Annotated in this window: 16 protein-coding genes; 6 read left to right on the top strand and 10 right to left on the bottom strand. The window is 65.8% G+C overall.

Annotation, left to right across the window (positions count from 1 at the left end; all coding sequences use genetic code 11):
• Window positions 1-9 precede the first annotated feature (9 nt).
• The 8 genes from CRO39_RS03060 to CRO39_RS03025 form a co-directional block, all read right to left on the bottom strand.
• Window positions 10-1,545 carry a class I adenylate-forming enzyme family protein gene (locus tag CRO39_RS03060; protein WP_097120381.1) on the bottom strand — a complete coding sequence of 512 codons (1,536 nt, stop codon included), beginning with the start codon at window positions 1,543-1,545 and terminating at the stop codon, window positions 10-12.
• A gap of 2 nt (window positions 1,546-1,547) precedes the next feature.
• On the bottom strand, window positions 1,548-3,491 hold the full coding sequence (gene asnB, locus CRO39_RS03055) for an asparagine synthase (glutamine-hydrolyzing) (protein ID WP_097120380.1): 1,944 nt from the start codon (window positions 3,489-3,491) through the stop codon (window positions 1,548-1,550).
• Between the two features lie 33 nt (window positions 3,492-3,524).
• Window positions 3,525-4,661 (bottom strand): hypothetical protein, encoded by a 1,137-nt coding sequence (locus tag CRO39_RS03050; protein WP_097120379.1) that lies wholly within the window; start codon window positions 4,659-4,661, stop codon window positions 3,525-3,527.
• Between the two features lie 4 nt (window positions 4,662-4,665).
• Complete coding sequence (locus tag CRO39_RS03045; protein ID WP_097120378.1) at window positions 4,666-4,920, bottom strand: acyl carrier protein; 255 nt, start codon at window positions 4,918-4,920, stop codon at window positions 4,666-4,668.
• Complete coding sequence (locus CRO39_RS03040; protein WP_202926252.1) at window positions 4,917-5,921, bottom strand: ketoacyl-ACP synthase III; 1,005 nt, start codon at window positions 5,919-5,921, stop codon at window positions 4,917-4,919. The genes CRO39_RS03045 and CRO39_RS03040 overlap by 4 nt, the downstream gene beginning before the upstream one ends.
• A gap of 791 nt (window positions 5,922-6,712) precedes the next feature.
• Complete coding sequence (gene acnB, locus CRO39_RS03035; protein WP_097120376.1) at window positions 6,713-9,304, bottom strand: bifunctional aconitate hydratase 2/2-methylisocitrate dehydratase; 2,592 nt, start codon at window positions 9,302-9,304, stop codon at window positions 6,713-6,715.
• A 28-nt stretch (window positions 9,305-9,332) separates the two neighbouring features.
• The gene (locus CRO39_RS03030; RefSeq protein ID WP_097120375.1) at window positions 9,333-9,737 is read right to left on the bottom strand and encodes a type II toxin-antitoxin system VapC family toxin; all 405 of its coding nucleotides are present in this window, start codon (window positions 9,735-9,737) and stop codon (window positions 9,333-9,335) included.
• 3 nt (window positions 9,738-9,740) lie between these two features.
• Window positions 9,741-9,986, bottom strand: a complete 246-nt coding sequence (locus CRO39_RS03025; RefSeq protein ID WP_097120374.1) for an AbrB/MazE/SpoVT family DNA-binding domain-containing protein — start codon at window positions 9,984-9,986, stop codon at window positions 9,741-9,743.
• Between the two features lie 201 nt (window positions 9,987-10,187).
• Between CRO39_RS03025 and acnA the strand changes: the two genes are divergently transcribed.
• The 4 genes from acnA (at window position 10,188) to CRO39_RS03005 (ending at window position 14,593) form a co-directional block, all read left to right on the top strand.
• Window positions 10,188-12,944 carry an aconitate hydratase AcnA gene (acnA, locus tag CRO39_RS03020; RefSeq protein WP_097120373.1) on the top strand — a complete coding sequence of 919 codons (2,757 nt, stop codon included), beginning with the start codon at window positions 10,188-10,190 and terminating at the stop codon, window positions 12,942-12,944.
• 227 nt (window positions 12,945-13,171) lie between these two features.
• Window positions 13,172-13,624 (top strand): hypothetical protein, encoded by a 453-nt coding sequence (locus CRO39_RS03015; RefSeq protein ID WP_141400689.1) that lies wholly within the window; start codon window positions 13,172-13,174, stop codon window positions 13,622-13,624.
• A gap of 73 nt (window positions 13,625-13,697) precedes the next feature.
• Window positions 13,698-14,060, top strand: coding sequence for a hypothetical protein (locus CRO39_RS03010; protein ID WP_097120371.1), 363 nt, complete (start codon window positions 13,698-13,700; stop codon window positions 14,058-14,060).
• Window positions 14,039-14,593, top strand: a complete 555-nt coding sequence (locus CRO39_RS03005) for a hypothetical protein (protein WP_097120370.1) — start codon at window positions 14,039-14,041, stop codon at window positions 14,591-14,593. Before CRO39_RS03010 ends, CRO39_RS03005 begins: the two co-directional genes overlap by 22 nt.
• An 18-nt stretch (window positions 14,594-14,611) precedes the next feature.
• Here the strand turns inward: CRO39_RS03005 and CRO39_RS03000 are convergent, their stop codons facing one another.
• Window positions 14,612-15,106 (bottom strand): nuclear transport factor 2 family protein, encoded by a 495-nt coding sequence (locus CRO39_RS03000; protein ID WP_238394513.1) that lies wholly within the window; start codon window positions 15,104-15,106, stop codon window positions 14,612-14,614.
• 95 nt (window positions 15,107-15,201) lie between these two features.
• On the opposite strand from CRO39_RS03000, the gene CRO39_RS02995 reads away from it, so the two are divergent.
• Together CRO39_RS02995 and CRO39_RS02990 are read left to right on the top strand one after the other, a co-directional pair.
• Window positions 15,202-16,887 carry a long-chain fatty acid--CoA ligase gene (locus tag CRO39_RS02995; protein WP_097120369.1) on the top strand — a complete coding sequence of 562 codons (1,686 nt, stop codon included), beginning with the start codon at window positions 15,202-15,204 and terminating at the stop codon, window positions 16,885-16,887.
• 353 nt (window positions 16,888-17,240) lie between these two features.
• Window positions 17,241-18,110, top strand: a complete 870-nt coding sequence (locus CRO39_RS02990) for a crotonase/enoyl-CoA hydratase family protein (protein WP_097120368.1) — start codon at window positions 17,241-17,243, stop codon at window positions 18,108-18,110.
• Between the two features lie 156 nt (window positions 18,111-18,266).
• Here the strand turns inward: CRO39_RS02990 and CRO39_RS02985 are convergent, their stop codons facing one another.
• Entirely contained in the window at window positions 18,267-20,462 is a 2,196-nt protein-coding gene (locus CRO39_RS02985) for an ATP-binding protein (protein ID WP_097120367.1), read from the bottom strand.

The raw sequence follows: 20,462 nt of genomic DNA, 5'->3' as shown, positions 1-20,462 counted from the left end.
AGGAGAGGATCACGCCAGCAGATGTTTGCTGACCTTGCCGCTATCAGTACGTGGTAAGGCATCCAGAAAGGCCACATGCTTCGGCGCCATGTGGCTTTCCAGCCGCGCCAGGCAATGGCGGATGATGTCGCGTTCGCCCAGCGTGGCGCCTTCCTCCAGCACCACATGCGCCTGGATGGCCTGGCCCAGCAGCGCATCGGCAACGCCGCTGACCGCGCACTCGCGCACGCCGGGGATGTCCAGGATCGCCTGCTCCACTTCATGCGGACTGACCTTCTCGCCGCGGGTCTTGATGATGTCGTCCTTGCGGGCGATGAAGTACAGCCAGCCGTCGGCATCGCTGCGGAACAGATCGCCGGTGCGCATCGCGATACGGCCGCTGGCCGGGTCGCGGAACAGTTTCTCGGCGCTCCGCTCGCGGTCGTCCCAGTAACCGGCCATGACATGATCGCCCTGCACCACCAGTTCGCCGCTCGAGCCATGCGGCAGCCGTTGTCCGTGCTCGTCGATCAGCCAGCAGTCCTGGCCGGGCAGTCCGCGGCCGACGCTGTCCGGCCGCCTGTCCAACTGTTCGGGCGGGAGGTAGCTGATGCGGGTGCACTCGGTCTGCCCGTACATCACATACAGCCGCACGGACGGGAGCCGCTGCCGCAACTGCTGCAGCAGCGGTTGCGGCAGCGGTGCCGAGGCGCTGGTCATCAGCCGCAGCGACGACAGATCCCAGCGCGACAGATCCTGCAGCCCCATCAGCATCGCGTACATCGTCGGCACCGCCGGAAATACGGTGGCACGTTCGCGCGACAAGGTCTCCAGCACCTTGGCCGGGAACGCGAAGGAACGCTCCAGCACCAGGGTGGCGCCGGTGGCGAACGCGGTCAGCAACTGGGTCAGTCCGTAGTTGAAGCTCAGCGGCAGCGCGCTGAGGATCACATCGTCCTGGCGCAGGGCCAGGTATTGGGCAATCGTACCGGTGATGCTGGCCAGGTTGCGGTGCGTGAGCATCACCCCTTTCGGCAGTCCGGTGGTGCCGGAGGTATGGCTGATGAAGGCCAATGCGTGCGCATCGATGTCCGCGTCGATATCGGGCGGTTCGCAACCGTCATCGACCGTGCCGTCGGGCCAGGGCAGCTCGCGGGCCGATGCCGGTTGCCAGCCATGGCCGCTGATCAGTTGCAGACGCAGCTCCGGTGCGGCTGCCGCAGCCTGGCGCCACACCGTTGCCAGCGTCGCCTGGGTCAGCAACGCCGAGGCGCGGGTTCTGGCCAGCACCGCCCCCAGCTTGCCGGCCTTGGTCTGCGGATTGAAGGCCATGCAGACCGCACCCAGCCGCAGCAGCGCCAGAATGGCCACGACCATGTCGGGACCGTTGTCCAGGAACAGGCCGACCCGTTCGCCGGTCGCGATGCCCTGTTCCCGCAGGTGCCGGGCCAGTTGCCGGCTGCGCCGGTCGAGCTGCGCGTAGCTGAGCCGCGCATCGGCGCATACCAGCGCCAGCCTGTCCGGCTGGCGCTGCACGGTGGCGTCGAACAGCCTGTGCAGCAGCATCACTACGCTCCCGGCGCTGTCTGCACGAACCGTTCGTGCAGCAGCAAGGTGGACAGGATGCCGACGAACGCCATGTTGTCGGGAAAGCCTATGGCGCGGCCGCTGCGGCATTTTTCGACCAGATGCGCAACCGCGGCCGTATCGAACAGACCGCTGGCGGCCAGGCGATCCGGCGCCAGCGCCGCTGCCACCCACGGCAGCGGCTGGCCCTGCGCGAAGAAGCAGCCGCTGTCCGGCGCCCGGTACGGTTGCTTGTGCCGTTGCAGGATCGATGCCGGCAACTCGTCGCGCATCGCCCGCTTGAGAAGGTACTTCTCGCACAGGCCGCGCAGCTTGAAACGTGCCGGCAGCCGGTTGCCGAATTCGACAACCCGGTGATCCAGGAACGGATATCGCCCCTCCACCGAACGCGCCATGCTCATGCGGTCCCCCTGCGAGGACAGCAGATAGCCCGGCAGCAAGGTGGTCGCTTCGACCTGCTGGTCGCGGGCCAGCGGCGGCCAGTCGCGGATCCCGGCCGGCAATCCCGCCTGCAGCGCATCTTCGGCGCGCCAGCCCTGCAACTGCCGGCGCAGATCCGGATGCAGGAAGCGCAGTACCCGCTGCGTGCTGCGGATGCGCGGCAGATGCGCGAACCACGGTTGTGCCTGCTGCTCGGCGCCCTCGCGGAAGAAACGTTCGGCAAAGCCGGGCGAACGCACCGGCGAATGATCCAGGTACGGATACAGCCGTTCCAGGATGCGGCCGCGCCAGCGGCTGCCGGGTTGCCGCGCCATGAACCGCCGGACCCTGGCTTCCTTGAACAGATCGTAGCCGGCGAATACTTCGTCGGCGCCCTCGCCGGTCAGTGCCACCTTGTAGCCGGCATCCTGCACATGCCCGGCCAGCAGCATCAGCGGCGTCGGCGCGGTGCGCACCAGCGGCGACTCGGCGTGGAAGACCGATTGCGCGAAGGCGGCGGCGATATCTGCCCGGTCGACCAGGATCTCGCTGTGCTCGGTGCCCAGCGCGTCCACCAGCGTGCGCTGATGGATGCGCTCGTCGAACTCGGCATCGGAAAAACCCAGCGAAAACGTCCGCAACGGCGTCTGCGTATGCCGGGCGATGAGGGTGGCGATGACCGCCGAATCCAGACCGCCGCTCAGGTACGCGCCGACCGGCACATCGGCGCGCAACTGAAGTCGCACCGCATCGATCAGCAACGCATGCAACTCCGCGGCGTAATCGTCCTCGCTGCGGCCCGGCTCGTCTGCCGACAGGTGCTGCCAGGCCCAATAGCGCTCGATGCGCGGCTGCAGCGCCGGATCGCGCAGGTCCACCACCATCCGGTGGCCTGGCGGCAGCTGACTCACGTCCTGAAACACGGTGCGCGAGTCCAGCGTACCCCAGAAACTGAAGATCTCGCCCAAGGCCTGCACATCGAAAGCGCGGTGTTGGCCCGGCAACGCGAACAGCGCCTTGATTTCGGATGCGAACGCCAGCCGTCCGGGCAGGCGCCGGTAGTGCAGCGGCCGGATGCCGACGCGGTCGCGCGCGAACACCATGCGCTGCCGGCGCATGTCGTGCAGCGCAATCGCGAACTGTCCGTTGAGATGCTCCACGAACGCCTCGCCGTAGCGATCGTACAGATGCACGATCACTTCGGTATCCGAATCGGTGTAGAACCGGTGCCCCTGGCGTTCCAGCGCCGTCCGCAGCTCGATGTGGTTGAAGATCTCGCCGTTGAAGATCACCCAGACATCGCGGCCCGGGTTATGGATAGGCTGCCAGCCGCCTTCCGGGTCGATGATCGAAAGCCGCGCGTGGGCCAGCCCGACCTGCCCATCCGCACGTATCCGGCTGCCGTCCGGCCCGCGATGATGCAAGGCCGCGATCATCGAACGCAGTTCGCTTTGCTCCGGAGGCGCCGCCGATGCCGCAGCGATGATCCCGGCTATACCGCACATGGCGATCCTGCCTGCACGAACGGATGACGCGGTTCAGTAGCAGCCATCGTTGTCGAAACTCAGATCGGTGATGCGCCAGCTGCCGGGCGCTCCCGCGCCGGGAAGCGGCAGCTCGGTGCGGATACCGGTCAGCAGGTGCTCGCTCGGCCGCCCGCGCAGAAAGCCGATGCGCCCAAGCAACGGACCGGCGCGCCGATCCAGCGCGGTGGTGAACAGGCGCTGGCAACGCTCCTGCCTTGCCATCGCCACCGCCTGGCGCAGCAGGCAGGCAAGAATGTCGTCCGCACGCTCGGCCACCGTTTTCCAGTCGATGATATGCATGCCTGTCATGCCGTTGGCGTCGACCAGCCGCCGCATGGCCAGATAGCCGACGCAGCGCCGATCGCGCAAGGCAGCCAGCACACGGTATTGCGCGCGCGGATTGTCCTGCAATCGCCAGTTCAACTGAGCCGCCGCTGGCGCGATGCTGGCCTCATCGGCCTCCAACCCGGCGTAAAGCGGTTGCAGCAACGCATCGCTGAAGCCGGCGATTTCGCGGACCTCGGTGCCGCCGTCATCGCGCGGACCGGACAAGCCGGCACGCAGTCGCCAGGCACCGCCGATCACCGGACCGGCCACGCCCGCCAGCAGTCCGGGAACGCCATGCTGGCGCAGCATCGCGCCGGCATCCAGCGGCAGCACGTAGTAGCTGCGCGGCGGCAATGGCAGGAACAACCGCCGGACCAGTCCCAGCGAATGCGTATTGGCGCCGACCGCCAGGGTAATCGGGGCCTTGCGGAACATCGCCTGGTTCAGCCACACGCCGCCCCCCGCCCCTTCCGCGGCGGAGTCCAGTTGCACGTCCATCAACAGCTGGCCATCGTGCACGGCACCGCGATAGCGGATCGGCTGTTTCTCCACGCCGATGACCGCGATCACCGACGACGCTCGCCGCAGCAGCCACAACCGGCCATGGCCATTGCCGTCCGCCGAATCCAGTCCGTACCGCCAGCGCAGGTAGGCCTCGTCGTCCCAACCGCGGCGGGCACGGAAAGCGACCAGCGCAGGCAGGTCTTCCGGAACCGCCGGACGCAAGGCCTCCAGCAGCGCTTGCGGGGTCCACCCCAGCGAACGCGCGAACAACCGCGTGGTGGTTTCGAACTCCGGCGTCCGCACGGGCCCGCTGTCCATCGGCCTACTCATCCAGCACACCGTGCGCGCGCAGGTAGGCCAACACATCGCCGACGCTGCGCATCGCCTTGGACTGCTCGGCATCGAGCTGCAGGCCGAAGCGTTCGTCCAGCTCCGCCATCAGCATCAGCGCGCCCATCGAATCCCAACCGCCGATGTCGTCGCGACTTCGCTCCGGCGCCAGTTCATCGGCGGGTTCGGCGAAGGCGTCGGCCAGCATCTGTACCGCCTCGGCAATGGTGATCCTTGCGGCGCTCATGCGCGAACCCCTTCGCCGCTGTACACGGCATGCAGCAACGGCGCCTGCGCCTCCAGCGTCAGCAGCGCCGAAGCCCACGACAGCCCCACGCCGTAACCCACCAGCATCACCGTCTGTGCCGCTGGCGGCTGCGGCGAGCAGCGGGTCAAGGTCACCGCCACCGACGGGCCGCCGCAGTTGGCGGTGTCCTCGATGGTCATCGGCACGCGCTCGTCCGGCAGTCCGCATTTCTTGGCCAGGTGCTTGATGATGAAACGATTGGATTGATGGAATACGAACTGGTCGACGTCCTCGACCTGCTTGCCGGCGAATGCCAGCGCGTCGCGGATCAGCGCCGGCACGCGTTTGATGGTGAAATTGAAGATGGCCGCGCCGTCCATTTCCAGCGCAAGATCGCGCGGGTTGTCCGGATGGCGGTCGCGGAAACCGCCGCCGCGGATGATCAACCCCTCATAGCCGCTGCCATCGGTGTGCAGGCAGAAACTCGCCTCGCCGTCCGCACTGCTTTCCAGCGCGGTCGCCGAACCGGCATCGCCGAACAGCAGCGTAGTGGCATGATCGTCTGGATGGCTGAAGCGGCTGGGGGTTTCGCCGTGCAGCATCAGGATGCGCTGCTGGCCGCCGGCCTTGAGCATGGATGCGGCCACATACAAGCCATACGGGTAGCCGGAACAACCCAGGCCGATGTCGAACGCAGCGCAGCTGTCCGCCAGGCCCAGCCACTTGTGCAACAGGCAACTGGTGGACGGCAGGAAGTAATCGGGCGACTGGCTGACGAAGATCAGCCCGGTGATGCTGTCGGGCGCCCATCGAAGCCGTTCCATCAGCGCGGTCGCCGCTTCGAAGCACAAGTCCGCCGCGGTCGTTCCCGGTTCCACCACATGCCGGTGCCGCACGCCGGCCATCGAAACCACCTTGCGTACTTCGTCGGCGCCGAAACGTTCGCTATCGGCCAGATTGTCCACGCGCTGCGGAGGAACGCAGGTGCTGACACCCGCCACGCGAAATCCCTGGATCCGTGCTTGAGCCACGCAGCCCTGCCCCTGTTATGTCGAATGACGGTACTGCGCCGGCTCCGTGCGCCGACATCGCTACCTGTTGCCAGGTTGAACGCGCAATCCGGGGCAAACCGGACGCTCCAGGAGCGCAATCCGTCTGCCATTCGGCAGACCTTCGTTATTCGGGTCGTGCCGGCATACCGGCATGACTTCCGCAGAAGCCACCCACAAAAAGCTCCCAAGTACAGGGAACTTCTATGTGGAATCCGTTGCCCAGGCGAACGTTCTGTGTGCAGGCTTCGGAAGCAGCGGCGTCCCGACCGGGGCATGCTGCCCGGCTCGGTCAGCCATCCCTGGCTGACTCGCCGCCGCAGGCCATCCATGGCCTGCTGTCCGTATACCCCGATCGGGACGCCGCATCGGCGATTCGTTATTACCGCTTCTATGGCCTGCCACCGAAGCCCCGATGGCCTGGCCAGGCTGTGAGCCGTGTCCTGGCGGCCGGGGGGCCGCGCAGAGCGCGCCAGGGATGGCGCGCGCCCGAGTCAGGGCAGGGTGAGCGCGGACGGCTTGCGCGGCATCGCCGCGCGTGCGCGCGAACGCCCGGCGCGCTGCGCCGGGCCGGACCGCGAAGCGGCCCTGACCGAGGGAAAAGCGGTCCCCGGTCGCCAGGATACGGCGCCCTTCCGGAGCCCGCCCATGAGCGCCCCGGTAGTGCCTCCCCACATTGAGGAAAAGAATAAAAAAAACCCGGCGCAAGGCCGGGCTTTGGGTACAGCATGCAGCCGTCGCGATCAGGCGCTGACGGTGTCGGCCACGTCCTTGTAGTCCTGGATCTGATCGAAGTTCATGTAGCGGTAGATCTCGGCGCCGTTGGCATCCAGCACGCCGATGTCGGCCATGTACTCGGCCTTGCTCGGGATGCGGCCAAGGCGCGAGCAGATGGCGGCCAGTTCGGCCGAGCCCAGGTAAACGTTGGAGTTCTTGCCCAGGCGGTTGGGGAAATTGCGGGTGCTGGTGGAGAACACGGTGGCGCCCTCCTTGACCTGCGCCTGGTTGCCCATGCACAACGAGCAGCCCGGCATTTCCATGCGCGCGCCAGCGGTGCCGAAGGTGCCGTAGTGGCCTTCCTTGGTCAGTTCGGCGGCGTCCATCTTGGTCGGCGGCGCAACCCACAGCTTGGTCGGGATGTCGCGCTTGCCTTCCAGCAGCTTCGACGCCGCGCGGAAATGCCCGATATTGGTCATGCACGAACCGATGAAGACCTCATCGATCACCGCGCCGGAGACTTCCGACAGCGTCTTCACGTCGTCGGGATCGTTCGGGCAGGCCACGATGGGCTCGTGCACATCGGCCAGATCGATTTCGATGACGGCGGCGTATTCGGCGTCGGCATCGGCCTTCAACAACTGCGGATCGGCCAGCCAGGCTTCCATCGCCTTGATCCGGCGCTGCAGGCTGCGCGGGTCCTGGTAGCCCTCGGCAATCATCCACTTCAGCAGCGTGATGTTGCTGTTGATGTATTCGATGATCGGGGCCTTGTCCAGGTGCACGGTGCAGCCGGCAGCGGAACGCTCGGCCGAGGCGTCGGACAGTTCGAACGCCTGCTCCACCTTCAGGTCCGGCAGGCCTTCGATCTCCAGGATGCGGCCGGAGAAGATGTTCTTCTTGCCCTGCTTGGCCACCGTCAGCAGGCCCTGCTTGATCGCGTACAGCGGGATGGCGTTGACCAGATCGCGCAGGGTCACGCCCGGCTGCAGCTGGCCCTTGAAGCGCACCAGCACCGATTCGGGCATGTCCAGCGGCATCACGCCGGTGGCCGCGGCAAAGGCGACCAGGCCCGAGCCGGCCGGGAACGAAATGCCCACCGGGAAGCGCGTATGCGAATCGCCGCCGGTGCCGACGGTGTCCGGCAGCAGCATGCGGTTGAGCCAGCTGTGGATCACGCCATCGCCCGGACGCAGAGAAATGCCGCCGCGGTTGCTGATGAACGCCGGCAGCTCGTGGTGGGTCCTGACGTCGACCGGCTTCGGGTAGGCCGCGGTGTGGCAGAACGACTGCATCACCAGGTCGGCGGAAAAGCCCAGGCAGGCCAGGTCCTTCAGCTCATCGCGGGTCATCGGACCGGTGGTGTCCTGCGAACCCACCGAGGTCATCTTCGGTTCGCAATAGGTACCCGGGCGCATGCCCTGCCCTTCGGGCAGACCGCAGGCGCGGCCGACCATCTTCTGCGCCAGCGTGAAGCCCTTGCCGGTATCGGCCGGCACCTGCGGCAGGCGGAACAGCGTGGAAGGCGGCAGGCCCAGCGCCTCGCGCGCCTTGGCGGTCAGGCCGCGGCCGATGATCAGCGGAATGCGGCCACCGGCGCGCACTTCGTCGAACAGCACGTCGCTCTTGACCTGGAATTCCGCAATGACCTGCCCGTCCTTCAGCGCCTTGCCCTCGTAGGGGCGCAGTTCGACCACATCGCCCATGTCCATCTTCGACACGTCCAGCTCGATCGGCAGCGCGCCGGCGTCTTCCATGGTGTTGTAGAAGATCGGTGCGATCTTGCTGCCCAGGCAGACGCCGCCGAAGCGCTTGTTGGGGATGTACGGGATGTCCTCGCCGGTCCACCACAGTACCGAATTGGTCGCCGACTTGCGGCTGGAACCGGTGCCGACCACGTCGCCAACATAGGCGACCGGGTGGCCCTTTTCGGCCAGCGACTGGATGAAGGCGATCGGGCCGCGCTTGCCGTCTTCTTCCGGCTGGAACGGCGCGCCGTCGCGCTTGTTCTTCAGCATCGCCAGCGCGTGCATCGGGATGTCCGGGCGGGTGGTGGCGTCGGGGGCCGGCGACAGGTCGTCGGTGTTGGTCTCGCCCGGCACCTTGAACACGGTGACGGTCAGGCTTTCCGGCACTTCCGGCTTGCTGGTGAACCATTCGGCGTCGGCCCAGCTCTGCAGCACGGATTGGGCGTTGGCGTTGCCGCTCGAAGCCTTTTCCTGCACGTCATGGAAGGCGTCGAACATCAGCAGCGTGTGCTTGAGCGCGGTAGCGGCGATGGTGCCGACCTGGGCGTCCTCCAGCAGTTCCACCAGCGGATGGATGTTGTAGCCGCCCAGCATGGTGCCCAGCAGTTCGGTGGCGCGCTCGCGGGTGATCAGCGGGCATTGCTCCGTGCCGAAGGCGACGGCGGCCAGATACGAGGCCTTGACCTTGGCCGCATCATCGACGCCGGCCGGCACGCGGTGGCCGATCAGTTCCAGCAGGAATTCCTCTTCCCCGGCCGGCGGCGCCTTCAGCAGTTCGATGACCTCGGCGGTCTGCTGCGCGGTCAGCGGCAGCGGCGGGATTCCCAGCGCGGCGCGCTCGGCAACGTGGTGGCGGTAGGCTTCCAACATGGTGACTCCGGTGGTTCGGTGAAGGGGGTTATTCGGTGGCCGGGACGATCAGCTTCAAGCCCTTGAAGTAGTCCCGGTAAAAACTGTCGTCGCGAGTGATCAGGCCATTGCATTGCAGCAGCGCATGGGCGCCGATCAGGAAATCGGGCACCGCGCGGACCCGGCTGCCGCCGCGCTGGCGGTAACGGCGCAGCATCTCGCCGGCGCGCAGCGCCGACTTTGCCTCCAGCGGGCTGTAACGGATGCTCATTTCCTCCAGCACCGCCAGCGCCTCGGAGCCGTCGCGCAGCGCGCTGCAGACCTCGGCCAGCGCCACATCGCAGATCACCACCGGCCCGCTGCTCAGGCACTGGCGCAGGCAGGCCTCGGCGGCGTCGGCCTGGGGGCCGTCGGCCAGCAGGTCGACCAGCACGGAAGAATCCAGCGCGATCAAGGCCTACGGATCCAGCGCTTCGCCGGGCGCGCGGCCGCGAATGGCGCGCATCGCCTCGTCGGTGGAGGCAAAGCCGTCCAGCTTGAAGCGCCCGCGCGCGCGCGAAATGGCGTCGTCCACGCTCTTGCGCAGCACGATGCGGCTGCCGTCCAACTCCACTTTCAGTACGCTGCCCTTGGTCAGGCCCAGCGCATCGCGCACGGCCTTCGGCAGCGTGATCTGCCCGCGTTCGGCAACGGTGGCTTCCATCGCTATGCCCTCGAAAGTATGCGCAAATAATACATACTTTTCCATGCATACTCAAACTGCGGCGGTGGCTGCGGCGGATAATCCTGCCCTGTCATCCAATTGGCGGATAATGAACGCCAGCATTCACAAGGCGGCTTTGCCCGGGTGGTTACGCTCGGAACCGCGCGCCTTTCCACTTCCCAGCTACAGGAGCCTCCCCACATGAGTGATTCCTTCGCCACCCGCAGCACCCTGGACGTCAACGGCAAGTCCTACACCTATTTCAGCCTGCCCAAGCTGGGCCAGCAGTTCCAGATTGCCCACCTGCCGTACTCGATGAAGATCCTGTTGGAAAACCTGCTGCGCTGCGAGGACGGCGTCAGCGTTGCTCCGGCGCACATCGAAGCGGTCGCGCGCTGGGATGCGGCCAAGGAGCCGGACACCGAAATCGCCTTCATGCCCGCCCGGGTGGTGCTGCAGGACTTCACCGGCGTGCCCTGCGTGGTCGACCTGGCGGCGATGCGCGATGCGGTGGTCAAGCTGGGCGGCGATCCGGAACAGATCAACCCGCTGATTCCCTCCGAACTGGTCATCGACCACTCGGTCCAGGTGGACTCGTTCGGCAACGCCGGTTCGCTGGACATCAACGGCCGGATCGAATTCGAACGCAACAAGGAGCGTTACGGCTTCCTGCGCTGGGGGCAGAAGGCGTTCGACAATTTCAAGGTGGTGCCGCCCAACACCGGCATCGTCCACCAGGTCAATCTGGAGAACCTGGCGCGGGTGGTGATGACCGCCGACCAAGGCGGCGAAACGCTGGCCTACCCCGATACCGTGTTCGGCACCGACTCGCACACCACGATGATCAACGGCATCGGCGTGCTGGGCTGGGGCGTCGGCGGCATCGAGGCCGAGGCGGCGATGCTCGGGCAGCCGTCGTCGATGCTGATCCCGCAGGTGATCGGCTTCAAGCTGAGCGGCCGGCTGCCCGAAGGCGCCACCGCCACCGACCTGGTGCTGACCGTCACCCAGATGCTGCGCGCCCACGGCGTGGTCGGCAAGTTCGTCGAATTCTACGGCGACGGCCTGCAGCACCTGCCGCTGGCCGACCGCGCCACCATCGGCAACATGGCGCCCGAATACGGCGCCACCTGCGGCATCTTCCCGATCGACGCCGAATCGCTGACCTACCTGCGCCTGTCCGGCCGCAGCGAGGAGCAGATCGCCCTGGTCGAGGCCTACGCCAAGGCGCAGGGCCTGTGGCACGACGCCGACAGCCCGCATGCCCAATACAGCGCCACGCTGCACCTGGACATGGCCGAGGTGAAGCCATCGCTGGCCGGCCCCAAGCGCCCGCAGGACCGCGTGCTGCTGCAGGATGTAAAACAGAACTTCCGCGACAACCTGGTCCCGATGACCGCGGTGCGCGAGAAGAACGGCACAGCCGAAGCGCGCCTGGAAGACGAAGGCGGCGGCACCGCCATCGGCAATCGCGAAGTCCTGCCCAAGGGGCGCGCGCAGGTCCGCATCGATGGCCAGGACGTGGAACTGAAGGACGGCTCGGTGGTCATTGCCGCCATCACCTCCTGCACCAACACCTCCAACCCGGCGGTAATGCTGGGCGCCGGCCTGCTTGCCCGCAACGCCGCCGCCCGCGGCCTGACCCGCAAACCGTGGGTCAAGACCTCGTTGGGGCCGGGCTCGCTGGTGGTCACCGACTATCTGAAGAAGGCCGGCCTGCTGGACGAACTGGAAAAGATCGGCTTCTACGTGGTCGGCTACGGCTGCACCACCTGCATCGGCAACTCCGGCCCGTTGCCGGTCGAGGTCAGCGCCGCTATCGCCGCCGGCGACCTGGTGGTGGCCTCGGTGCTGTCGGGCAATCGCAACTTCGAGGGCCGCATCCACTCCGAAGTGAAGATGAACTACCTGGCGTCGCCGCCGCTGGTGGTGGCCTACGCCATCGCCGGCACCACCGACATCGATCTGACCAGCGAACCACTGGGCACAGGCAGCGACGGCCAGCCGGTCTATCTGAAGGACATCTGGCCAAGCAACAAGGAAATCGGCGATTTCATCGCCCGCACCATCGGCCCGGAAATGTTCAAGAAGAACTACGCCGATGTATTCAAGGGCGATAGCCGCTGGAACGCCATCGCCTCGCCCGACGGCGAGCTCTACGACTGGGACGGCGCTTCCACCTACATCAAGAACCCGCCCTACTTCGACGGCATGTCGATGGCGGTGGGCCGCATCTCCGACGTCCACGGCGCGCGCGTGCTGGGGCTGTTCGGCGACTCCATCACCACCGACCACATCTCGCCGGCTGGCAACATCAAGAAGGACTCGCCGGCGGGCCGCTTCCTGCAGGAGCGTGGCGTGCTGCCGGCCGACTTCAACAGCTATGGTTCGCGCCGCGGCAACGATGACGTCATGGTGCGCGGCACCTTCGCCAATATCCGCATCAAGAACCTGATGTTCGGCGGCGAGGAAGGCGGCAATACGCTTTACTTCGGTGGCGCATCGCCGGAGAAGATGTCCATCTACGACGCCGCGATGAAGTACAAGGCCGACGGTACGCCGCTGGTCGTGCTGGCGGGCAAGGAATACGGCACCGGCTCCTCGCGCGACTGGGCGGCCAAGGGCACCAACCTGCTGGGAGTCAAGGCCGTGTTCGCCGAAAGCTTCGAGCGCATCCACCGTTCCAACCTGGTCGGCATGGGCGTGCTGCCGCTGCAGTTCATCGAGGGCCAGAACGCTGCGACGCTGGGCCTGGACGGCTCGGAGGTGTTTGACATCACCGGCCTGCAGGATGGCGCCGCCAAGGTCGCCACCATCAGTGCGAAGAAGGCCGATGGGCATGAAGTGAAGTTCCAGGCCAAGGTATTGCTGCTGACGCCGAAGGAAGTGGAGTACTTCCGCCACGGTGGCCTGTTGCACTACGTACTGCGCCAACTGGCGGCGCGCAGAGCCGCCTGACCCGCGGCGCCGGCGGAAGACCCGCCCGCCGCTACGCGGCGGGCGTTCGGGTTTGCCGCTCACTGTTGGCTCATTGCCCGTCCTGGCGGAACGCCTGAAACACCCCATGCGGCGCAGCCTGCCCGGGAGAAACGGCAGGCGCATTGCCATTGGCCGGCCCTGCGGCGGATTTGCGTTGCGGTGAAAAGGAGCCTCTCCCGAAGCGGCTCCCCTTCACGGAGATTGCCATGCGAAGCCGCAACGACCGCCCCGTTCTGTCCGGATGTCTCCTGTCCCTCGCCATGGCCGCAGCCATCCCCGCCCACGCGGTGGAGATAACCGGCCTGCAGGACTTCAAGGCCCTGCATGGCCGTTATGCACCCGGCGGAGACTGCAAGCGTCAGCCGCAGGTGCTGGTGGACGCCAGCGGAATGACTTTTGAAGTTTCCGGCGGCAAGGAAAAAGTCTCGCGCATGGAATTTGCCGCCAGTTACGGCGGCAATTTCTACGAAGGCATCAGCCAATGGTTCTTTCCCTTCGGAGGGAACGGCAACTACCCGCTGCTGATGACGTTCAACGCCAACGAAAAGGAAGGCGCCATGACCATAGAGGGCCAGGACGAAGGCTGGAAAGGCGGCCCGCCTTTTACCGCGCGCAATCGGGCGCTGGTCGACGGCTCGCCCTATGCCAGGTGCCGCTGACGCCGGACAGCGCGCCAGTGGATCGCAAGCCCGCGCTGCTGCCAGTCCCCTGGCGAATCGATGGAGAGCGGCAATGAAATCGCTGATTGTCATCATGCACGCCGCGTTGTTGCCGGTGCTGGCCGGCACTGCCGGCGATGCCGGGGCGGCGACGCCGGATGCCGCCAGCGTGGAAAGCGTCGTGCAGCGCCATGTCGCAGCCGCCAACGTCCAGGCCAGGCTGAACCAGGAGAGTGTCGAGCCCAGCCAGACCGAAATCGCCGATCTCGATGGCGACGGAAAGGCCGAAATAGTGCTGTTGACCGTTTCTTACGGGCCACCTTCTGGAGCAATTCGCTGGCCGTATTCACCGACCGCGGCAACGGCTATGCGCTGGCCGCGGAGTCTTCCGATGCACTGGGCAGCGTGGAGAAAATGGATATCGAGCGTGGGTTGATCCGGGTCAAGGCCAAGTGGCCGGGGCCCAACGACCCGCGCTGCTGCCCGAGCATCGACAAGACCGCGTACTACCGCTGGCAAGGCAACCGGCTATTGCAGACCAGTCCGGCAGCGGCGCGGGCTGCCCCGGCAGCAGCGGCGCCCACTGCCCAAGGGTGGCAGATACGTCCCGTCGGCGGCCGTCCGCCGGTGGCCACGGTGAGCGGCCCGGGCGTCGTGCAAAGCATGAGCCTGCTCTGCGAAAAGAACGTACCGATAGCGGCGTTCGCATTGAAGGCCAAGCCGCCTGCCGGGCCGGTGGTGCTGGGCCTGGATTTTGCCGGCCAGCGCGTGTCATTGACGCTGACCCAGCCATCGGCCGGTGGCAGCGTCTGGTACGGCGACTTGCGGCCTTCGCCGCTGCCACGCCTTCTGCTCGCCAGGCGCGGCTCTGCCGTGCTGACCATCAACAACGGATTGCAGGGGCAGCTTGCGCTCGACGGTGCCGATGCGGCGGCAAAAGCGGCGCTGTCGTCCTGTTATCGGTTCTGAGCCGAATCCGCGGCGGCGCTACAACTGCGGTTCCCACTGCGCGTAATGGATCCGCCATTGGCCGCCTTCTTCCCGCCAGCCGCTGGTGACACGATAGACCTGCGCCGAATCCGGCAGCAACCGGCCGCTGCCGCCGGTCAGCACGGCGGTGAACCGGACAGTGGCCTGCCGTCCGTGCATCTCCACCTGGGCCGGGCCGAGCTTGGCGCCGACATGCCGGTTGGCCAGCAGCTGTACCCGCAACAGGTTGTGCACCGCAGCACGATCCATGCCGCCATTTCCGGAAAACTCCTCGCTGACGCCGTCGATGAACTCCGCCGGGCGGCGTTCCGACAACGCCGTCTGCATTGCGTCCAGTCGCTCGCACAATCGCTGCTCCGGAGTCGCCCGCTCGCAGGCGGCCAGCGCCGCCAGCATCAACAGCAGCGCCGTCGCCTTGAGCAGCCCGGTCCATCCCGGCGCATTGAGCGCCGCTGCAATCGGTAACCGCTGTAACCGCTTCGCCTTTTCCATCCGGAACGGTATGCTCCTGTCGTGGACCCCCACAAGGCCGCATGCGCCGACATGCGCCGGAACCGAGCCCATAAACCCTGGGGAGGGAGTACAAGATGAGTCAGGATCGTCCGTGGTTCAACAGCTATCCGCAAGGCGTGCCGCATGAAATCGATCTGGGGCAGTACCGGTCGATCGTTTCGGTATTCGAAACGGCGGTCGCCGATTACCGCGACCGGCCTGCCTTCAGCAATTTCGGCAAGTCGCTGACCTACGGCGAAATCGACGCGCTGAGCCGGGATTTCGGCGCCTACCTGCTGGGGGAACTCAAGCTCAAGAAAGGCGATCGCGTCGCCATCATGGCGCCCAACTGCCTGCAGTATCCGATCGCCATTTTCGGCATCCTGCGCGCCGGGCTGACGGTGGTGAACGTCAATCCGATGTACACGCCGCGCGAACTCAAGCACCAGCTGGCCGACGCGGGAGCCTCCGCGTTGCTGGTGGTCGACAATTTCGGCAAGACGGTGCAGGAAGCCATCGCCGAGACGCCGGTCAAGCAGGTCATCACCACCGGCCTGGGCGATCTGCTCGGTTTCCCGAAAGGCGCGCTGATCAATTTCGTGCTCAAGTACGTCAAGAAACTGGTGCCGGACTACGACATTCCCGGCGCGGTGCGGTTCAAGGACACCTTGACCCTGGGCAAGCTGCACAAGCTGCCTGAAATGGACATCGATTCGGAAGATATCGCGTTCCTGCAATACACCGGCGGCACCACCGGCGTTTCCAAGGGCGCCATGCTGACCCACCGCAACCTGGTGGCCAACATGCAGCAGGCCGGCGCGTGGCTGGGCAACGATCTGCAACTGGGCCACGAGATCATCATCACGGCGCTGCCGCTGTATCACATCTTCGCGCTGACCGCGAACTGCCTGGTGTTCATGAAGCTGGGCGGGCTGAACTATCTCATCAGCAATCCGCGCGACATGCCCGGTTTCGTCAAGGAACTGTCCAAGACGCGCTTCACCGCCATCACCGGCGTCAACACGCTGTTCAACGGCCTGCTCAATACGCCCGGTTTCGACCAGATCGATTTCTCCAGCCTGAAGATGACCCTGGGCGGCGGCATGGCGGTGCAGCGCGCAGTGGCCGAACGCTGGAAGAAGGTCACCGGCGTGACCCTGGTGGAAGCCTACGGGCTGACCGAAACCTCGCCGGCCGCCTGTATCAATCCGATGAACCTGAAGGACTACAACGGCGCCATCGGCCTGCCGATTCCTTCCACCGACGCCTGCGTCAAGGATGACGACGGCAACATGGTGGCGCTTGGCGAAGTGGGCGAACTGTGCATCAAGGGGCCGCAGGTGATGAAGGGCTACTGGCAGCGGCCGGAGGAAACCGCCAAGGTCATCGACGGCGATGGCTGGCTGCATACCGGCGACATGGCCAAGATGGATGCCGATGGGTTCTTCTACATCGTCGATCGCAAGAAGGACATGATCCTGGTGTCCGGCTTCAACGTCTATCCCAACGAAGTCGAGGATGTCATCGCCGGCATGGACGGCGTACTGGAAGTCGCCGCGATTGGCGTTCCCGACGATAAATCCGGCGAGGCAGTCAAGGTATTCGTGGTCAAGAAGGATCCCGCGCTGACTGCGGAGCAGATCCGGACGTTCTGCCGCGACAAGCTGACCGGTTACAAGCAGCCTAAGCATGTGGAGTTCCGGACGGAACTGCCGAAGACCAACGTCGGCAAGATCCTGCGGAAGGAGTTGCGCGACCCGCCGCAAGCGCCAGCGCACTAGACGCGACGACCAGGCCGGCTCCACGCCGGCCTTTTTTTGTTCTTCTCCCAGGCGCCGAGGGCGTCATGTTTGCGGCATGTCCGGGCAATACCGCGGTCGCCGGCTTCCTCTCGGATGCTCTCCCAGCGCGCGCACTGGTGTTCGAGCCAGGAACCGGCCTTATGTTGCGTGATTTTCATCACATTTTTGTGCTTAGCCCGGCTGTTACCGGCTTACCAGTGCTGCAAGCGATGATCTCCACTTGCTTTTAACTCTTCGTTCAGGTGTAGCATCGCGACGTGATGCCAAATCCGTCACATTATCCGCACCCGCCGCCACGACATCGCGGACCCACACCTGCCGAGGACATCGACATGAGCAACATCGAAAAACTGCAACGTACCCGCCACTACTCCACCATTCGCGTGGAATCCGCTCCCGATGCCAACAGCCACTGGATGTACATGCACAACGATGCCGGCACCGGCTCGCGTCCATGCTTCCGCAACGAACTGCTGGACGAAATGTGGAGCTTCACTTCATCCATCACGCTGCGCGAAAGCGAACGCCAGCCCGGCAGGCTGCGGCATTTCGTGCTGGCTTCCGCCGCTTCGGCGTTCAACCTGGGCGGGGACCTGGATCTGTTCTCGAAACTGATCCGCGCCAACGACCGTGCGCACCTGCTCGCCTACGCGCGCCGCTGCGTGGAAGGCGTCTACACCCTGCATACCGGCCTGGGCGGCGACGTGCGCACGATTGCGCTGGTACAGGGCGATGCGTTGGGCGGCGGTCTGGAAATGGCGCTGGCGTGCCACACCATCGTCGCCGAGGAAGGCGTCGAGATGGGGCTGCCTGAGGTTCTGTTCGGGCTGTTCCCCGGTATGGGCGCCTATTCGTTCCTGTGCAAGCGGGTCTCGCCGCAGCTGGCCGAACGCATCATCCTTGATGGCCACATGTACAGCAGCGAGGAATTCCATCGCATGGGCATCGTCGATGTGCTGGTGCCGAAGGGTCAGGGCGAAGTGGCCGTGCAGGATCTCATCCGCCAGCAGCAGCGCGCACCCTACTCGCATCTGGCGATGAACAGCGTGCGCGGCATCTCGCAGCGGGTCAGCTACGACGAGCTGATGGGCATCACCGAAATCTGGGTGGATACCGCACTGGCCCTGGGCGACAAATCGCTGCGGATGATGGAGCGCATCGTGCGGGCGCAGGAAAAGCGCGCAAGTATCAAGGCCGCCTGAGAACCGCCAACGCCAACTGACAGGGGGCAAAGAACATAGCCGTTCTTTGGAGTGGCGGGCCGGATCGTTCCGCCCGCCAGCACTCCGCTTTCATTGCCTTCCCTTTCCGCCAGCAGCCATCCTCCGGCCTCTGCCGTTGCCGGCACAGGCATACGCTCAGGTACGATCGCTGCCGTGCTCGCTGCTCTGCTGACGCGCGCGCGCGCGCGTTTCCAACGCAGAACGGCCCTGCGCCAGATAGGAATTGAGCGCAGCCAGCCGCTGTTTCCATTCGCGCGAAATCTGCCAGTCGCTGAGCCGCATCAGTTCGCTGGCAGCCGCTGCAACCTTGACCAGGCCCAGATTGCTGGCGACGCCCTTCAAGGCATGGGCGTGGTCGCGCAGATTCTCGCCGGTCTCCTGCTCCATCGCATGCGCCATGGCGCCAATGCAGCCATCGGCGTCGTTGAGGCATTGCGCGATGAACTCGCGCTCGAAAACATCGCCCATGCCCAGCGCGCTGAGCTCGTCGAGTACGGTCAGATCCAGGATCTCATCGCCCAGGCGCATCGGCGCCGACGCCGGCGCGGCCGGAGTCGCGGTGACGCTGATGTTGCCGTTGGTGGCCACTTCGGCCAGCACATCCAGCAGCCGGCTGGCGACAACCGGTTTGGCCATGAACGCGCGCGCACCGGCCTTTTCGCAGTTGCGGATCGCCTCGGGAGTGACGTCGGCGCTGAGGATCAGCACCGGCGTGCGCCTGCCGCCGCCGGCTTCCATGACCCGCAGCTGCTTGAGCAGATCCAGTCCGCTGACATCGGGCATGTGCAAATCGCAGATGACCGCATCGTAATCGGAGGATTCCAGCGCATTCAGCACGTCTTCGCCGCCGTTGACGCAGGTCACCTTGTGGCCCGCCTTCTGCAGCAGGCGCTGCACCACCATCCGGTTGGCCTCATGATCGTCGGCGACCAGCAACTGCATGCTGCGCACGCGGGCGCGGTGGCGCAGGAACGGATCCGAGAAAGCGATGATGTTCTCGGAGCCGGCCGGCACGGATTCTTCCAGCCAGCTTTCCGGAGCATGGACGGGCGCCACTGCCGGCCGGGCCTGCACGGTTTCGAACGGCAGCTCGACCCAGAACGAACTGCCCTGCTGCTCGGTGCTCTCGAAGCCGATGGTGCCGCCCATGGCCTCGGTCAGGCCCTTGGCAATCGTGGTGCCCAGGCCGGTGCCGCCGTAACGGCGGGCCAGGCTGGCATCTGCCTGCTCGAACGCTTCGAACAGGCGGGTGCGCACCGCTGCCGGTATGCCGACGCCGGTGTCGCTGACGGTAAAGCGCAGGCATACGCCGCCGTCGGTGCGCGCCGCGCCTGGGGCCACTTCCAAGCGGACATGCCCGGCATCGGTGAACTTGACCGCGTTGCCGGCCAGGTTCAACAGCACCTGCCGCAGGTGGCCAGCATCGCCGCGCAGCCGCTCGGGTACGCCCGGCGCGAAACTGACCTCGTAGTTCAACTGCTTGGAACGCGCCTGCGGCGCCAGGATCATGCCGATGTTGTCGACGATCTCGCGCGGCGAGAAATCGACCAGGTTGAGCTTGAGCTTGCCGGCCTCGATGGCCGAGATGTCCAGCACGTCTTCCACCAGTGCCAGCAGGCTGCGCGCGGACGCCTGGATGGTGGACAGGCATTCGCGCTGTTCGCTGTCCAACCGGGTGGTCGCCAGCAGCTCGGACATGCCCGACAGGCCGTTGAGCGGGGTGCGGAATTCGTGGCTCATATTGGCCAGGAAGCGGCTCTTGGCCTCGTTTGCGCGGCGGGCTTCCTCGGTGGCGCGGGTCAGCTGGCGCAGCAGCCCGGACAGGTACATCGGCACCGCGATCAGCCCGAACCACAGCCCGATGCCCAGGCTCAGGTTCTGCTGCCAGTATGGGTTCAGCGCGACGACGGTGCCGAAGGACACGCATGCCGAGGCGACCGCGCCCAGCAGGAAACGGTTTCCGTAGCGCAGGCCGTTGCCGACGGTCACCCACATCAGAATCACATAAAGCCAGGCCAGCGGTTCGCCCTTCCACGTCATCGCCACGGTCATCAGACCGTAGTCGGTGACCATGCCGATGATGCGGCGGACGTTGGACTTGCCGGGCGAGGCCAGGATGCTCATGAACAGCGCCAGCCCGATGCCGGCACCGGCCGCGCTCATCGCGATGGCGGCCACGTACACATCCGGCGACAGGCTGCCGTGCCAGGCGGCGCCGGTCATGTAGAGGATGACGCCGGTAAAAATGGCGACGCGGATCAGCGCCTGCCCGTGTTCGCTGTCGGGCCGGTTGGATAGCCGGGTTTTGACCCAGTCAGACAGGTTGCCCAT

The sequence above is a fragment of the Pseudoxanthomonas wuyuanensis genome (genome assembly GCF_900215535.1).
Classification (GTDB): Bacteria; Pseudomonadota; Gammaproteobacteria; order Xanthomonadales; family Xanthomonadaceae; genus Pseudoxanthomonas_A; species Pseudoxanthomonas_A wuyuanensis.
Note: the sequence above shows the minus strand (reverse complement) of the source record. Positions and strands in the feature narration are given on the sequence as shown.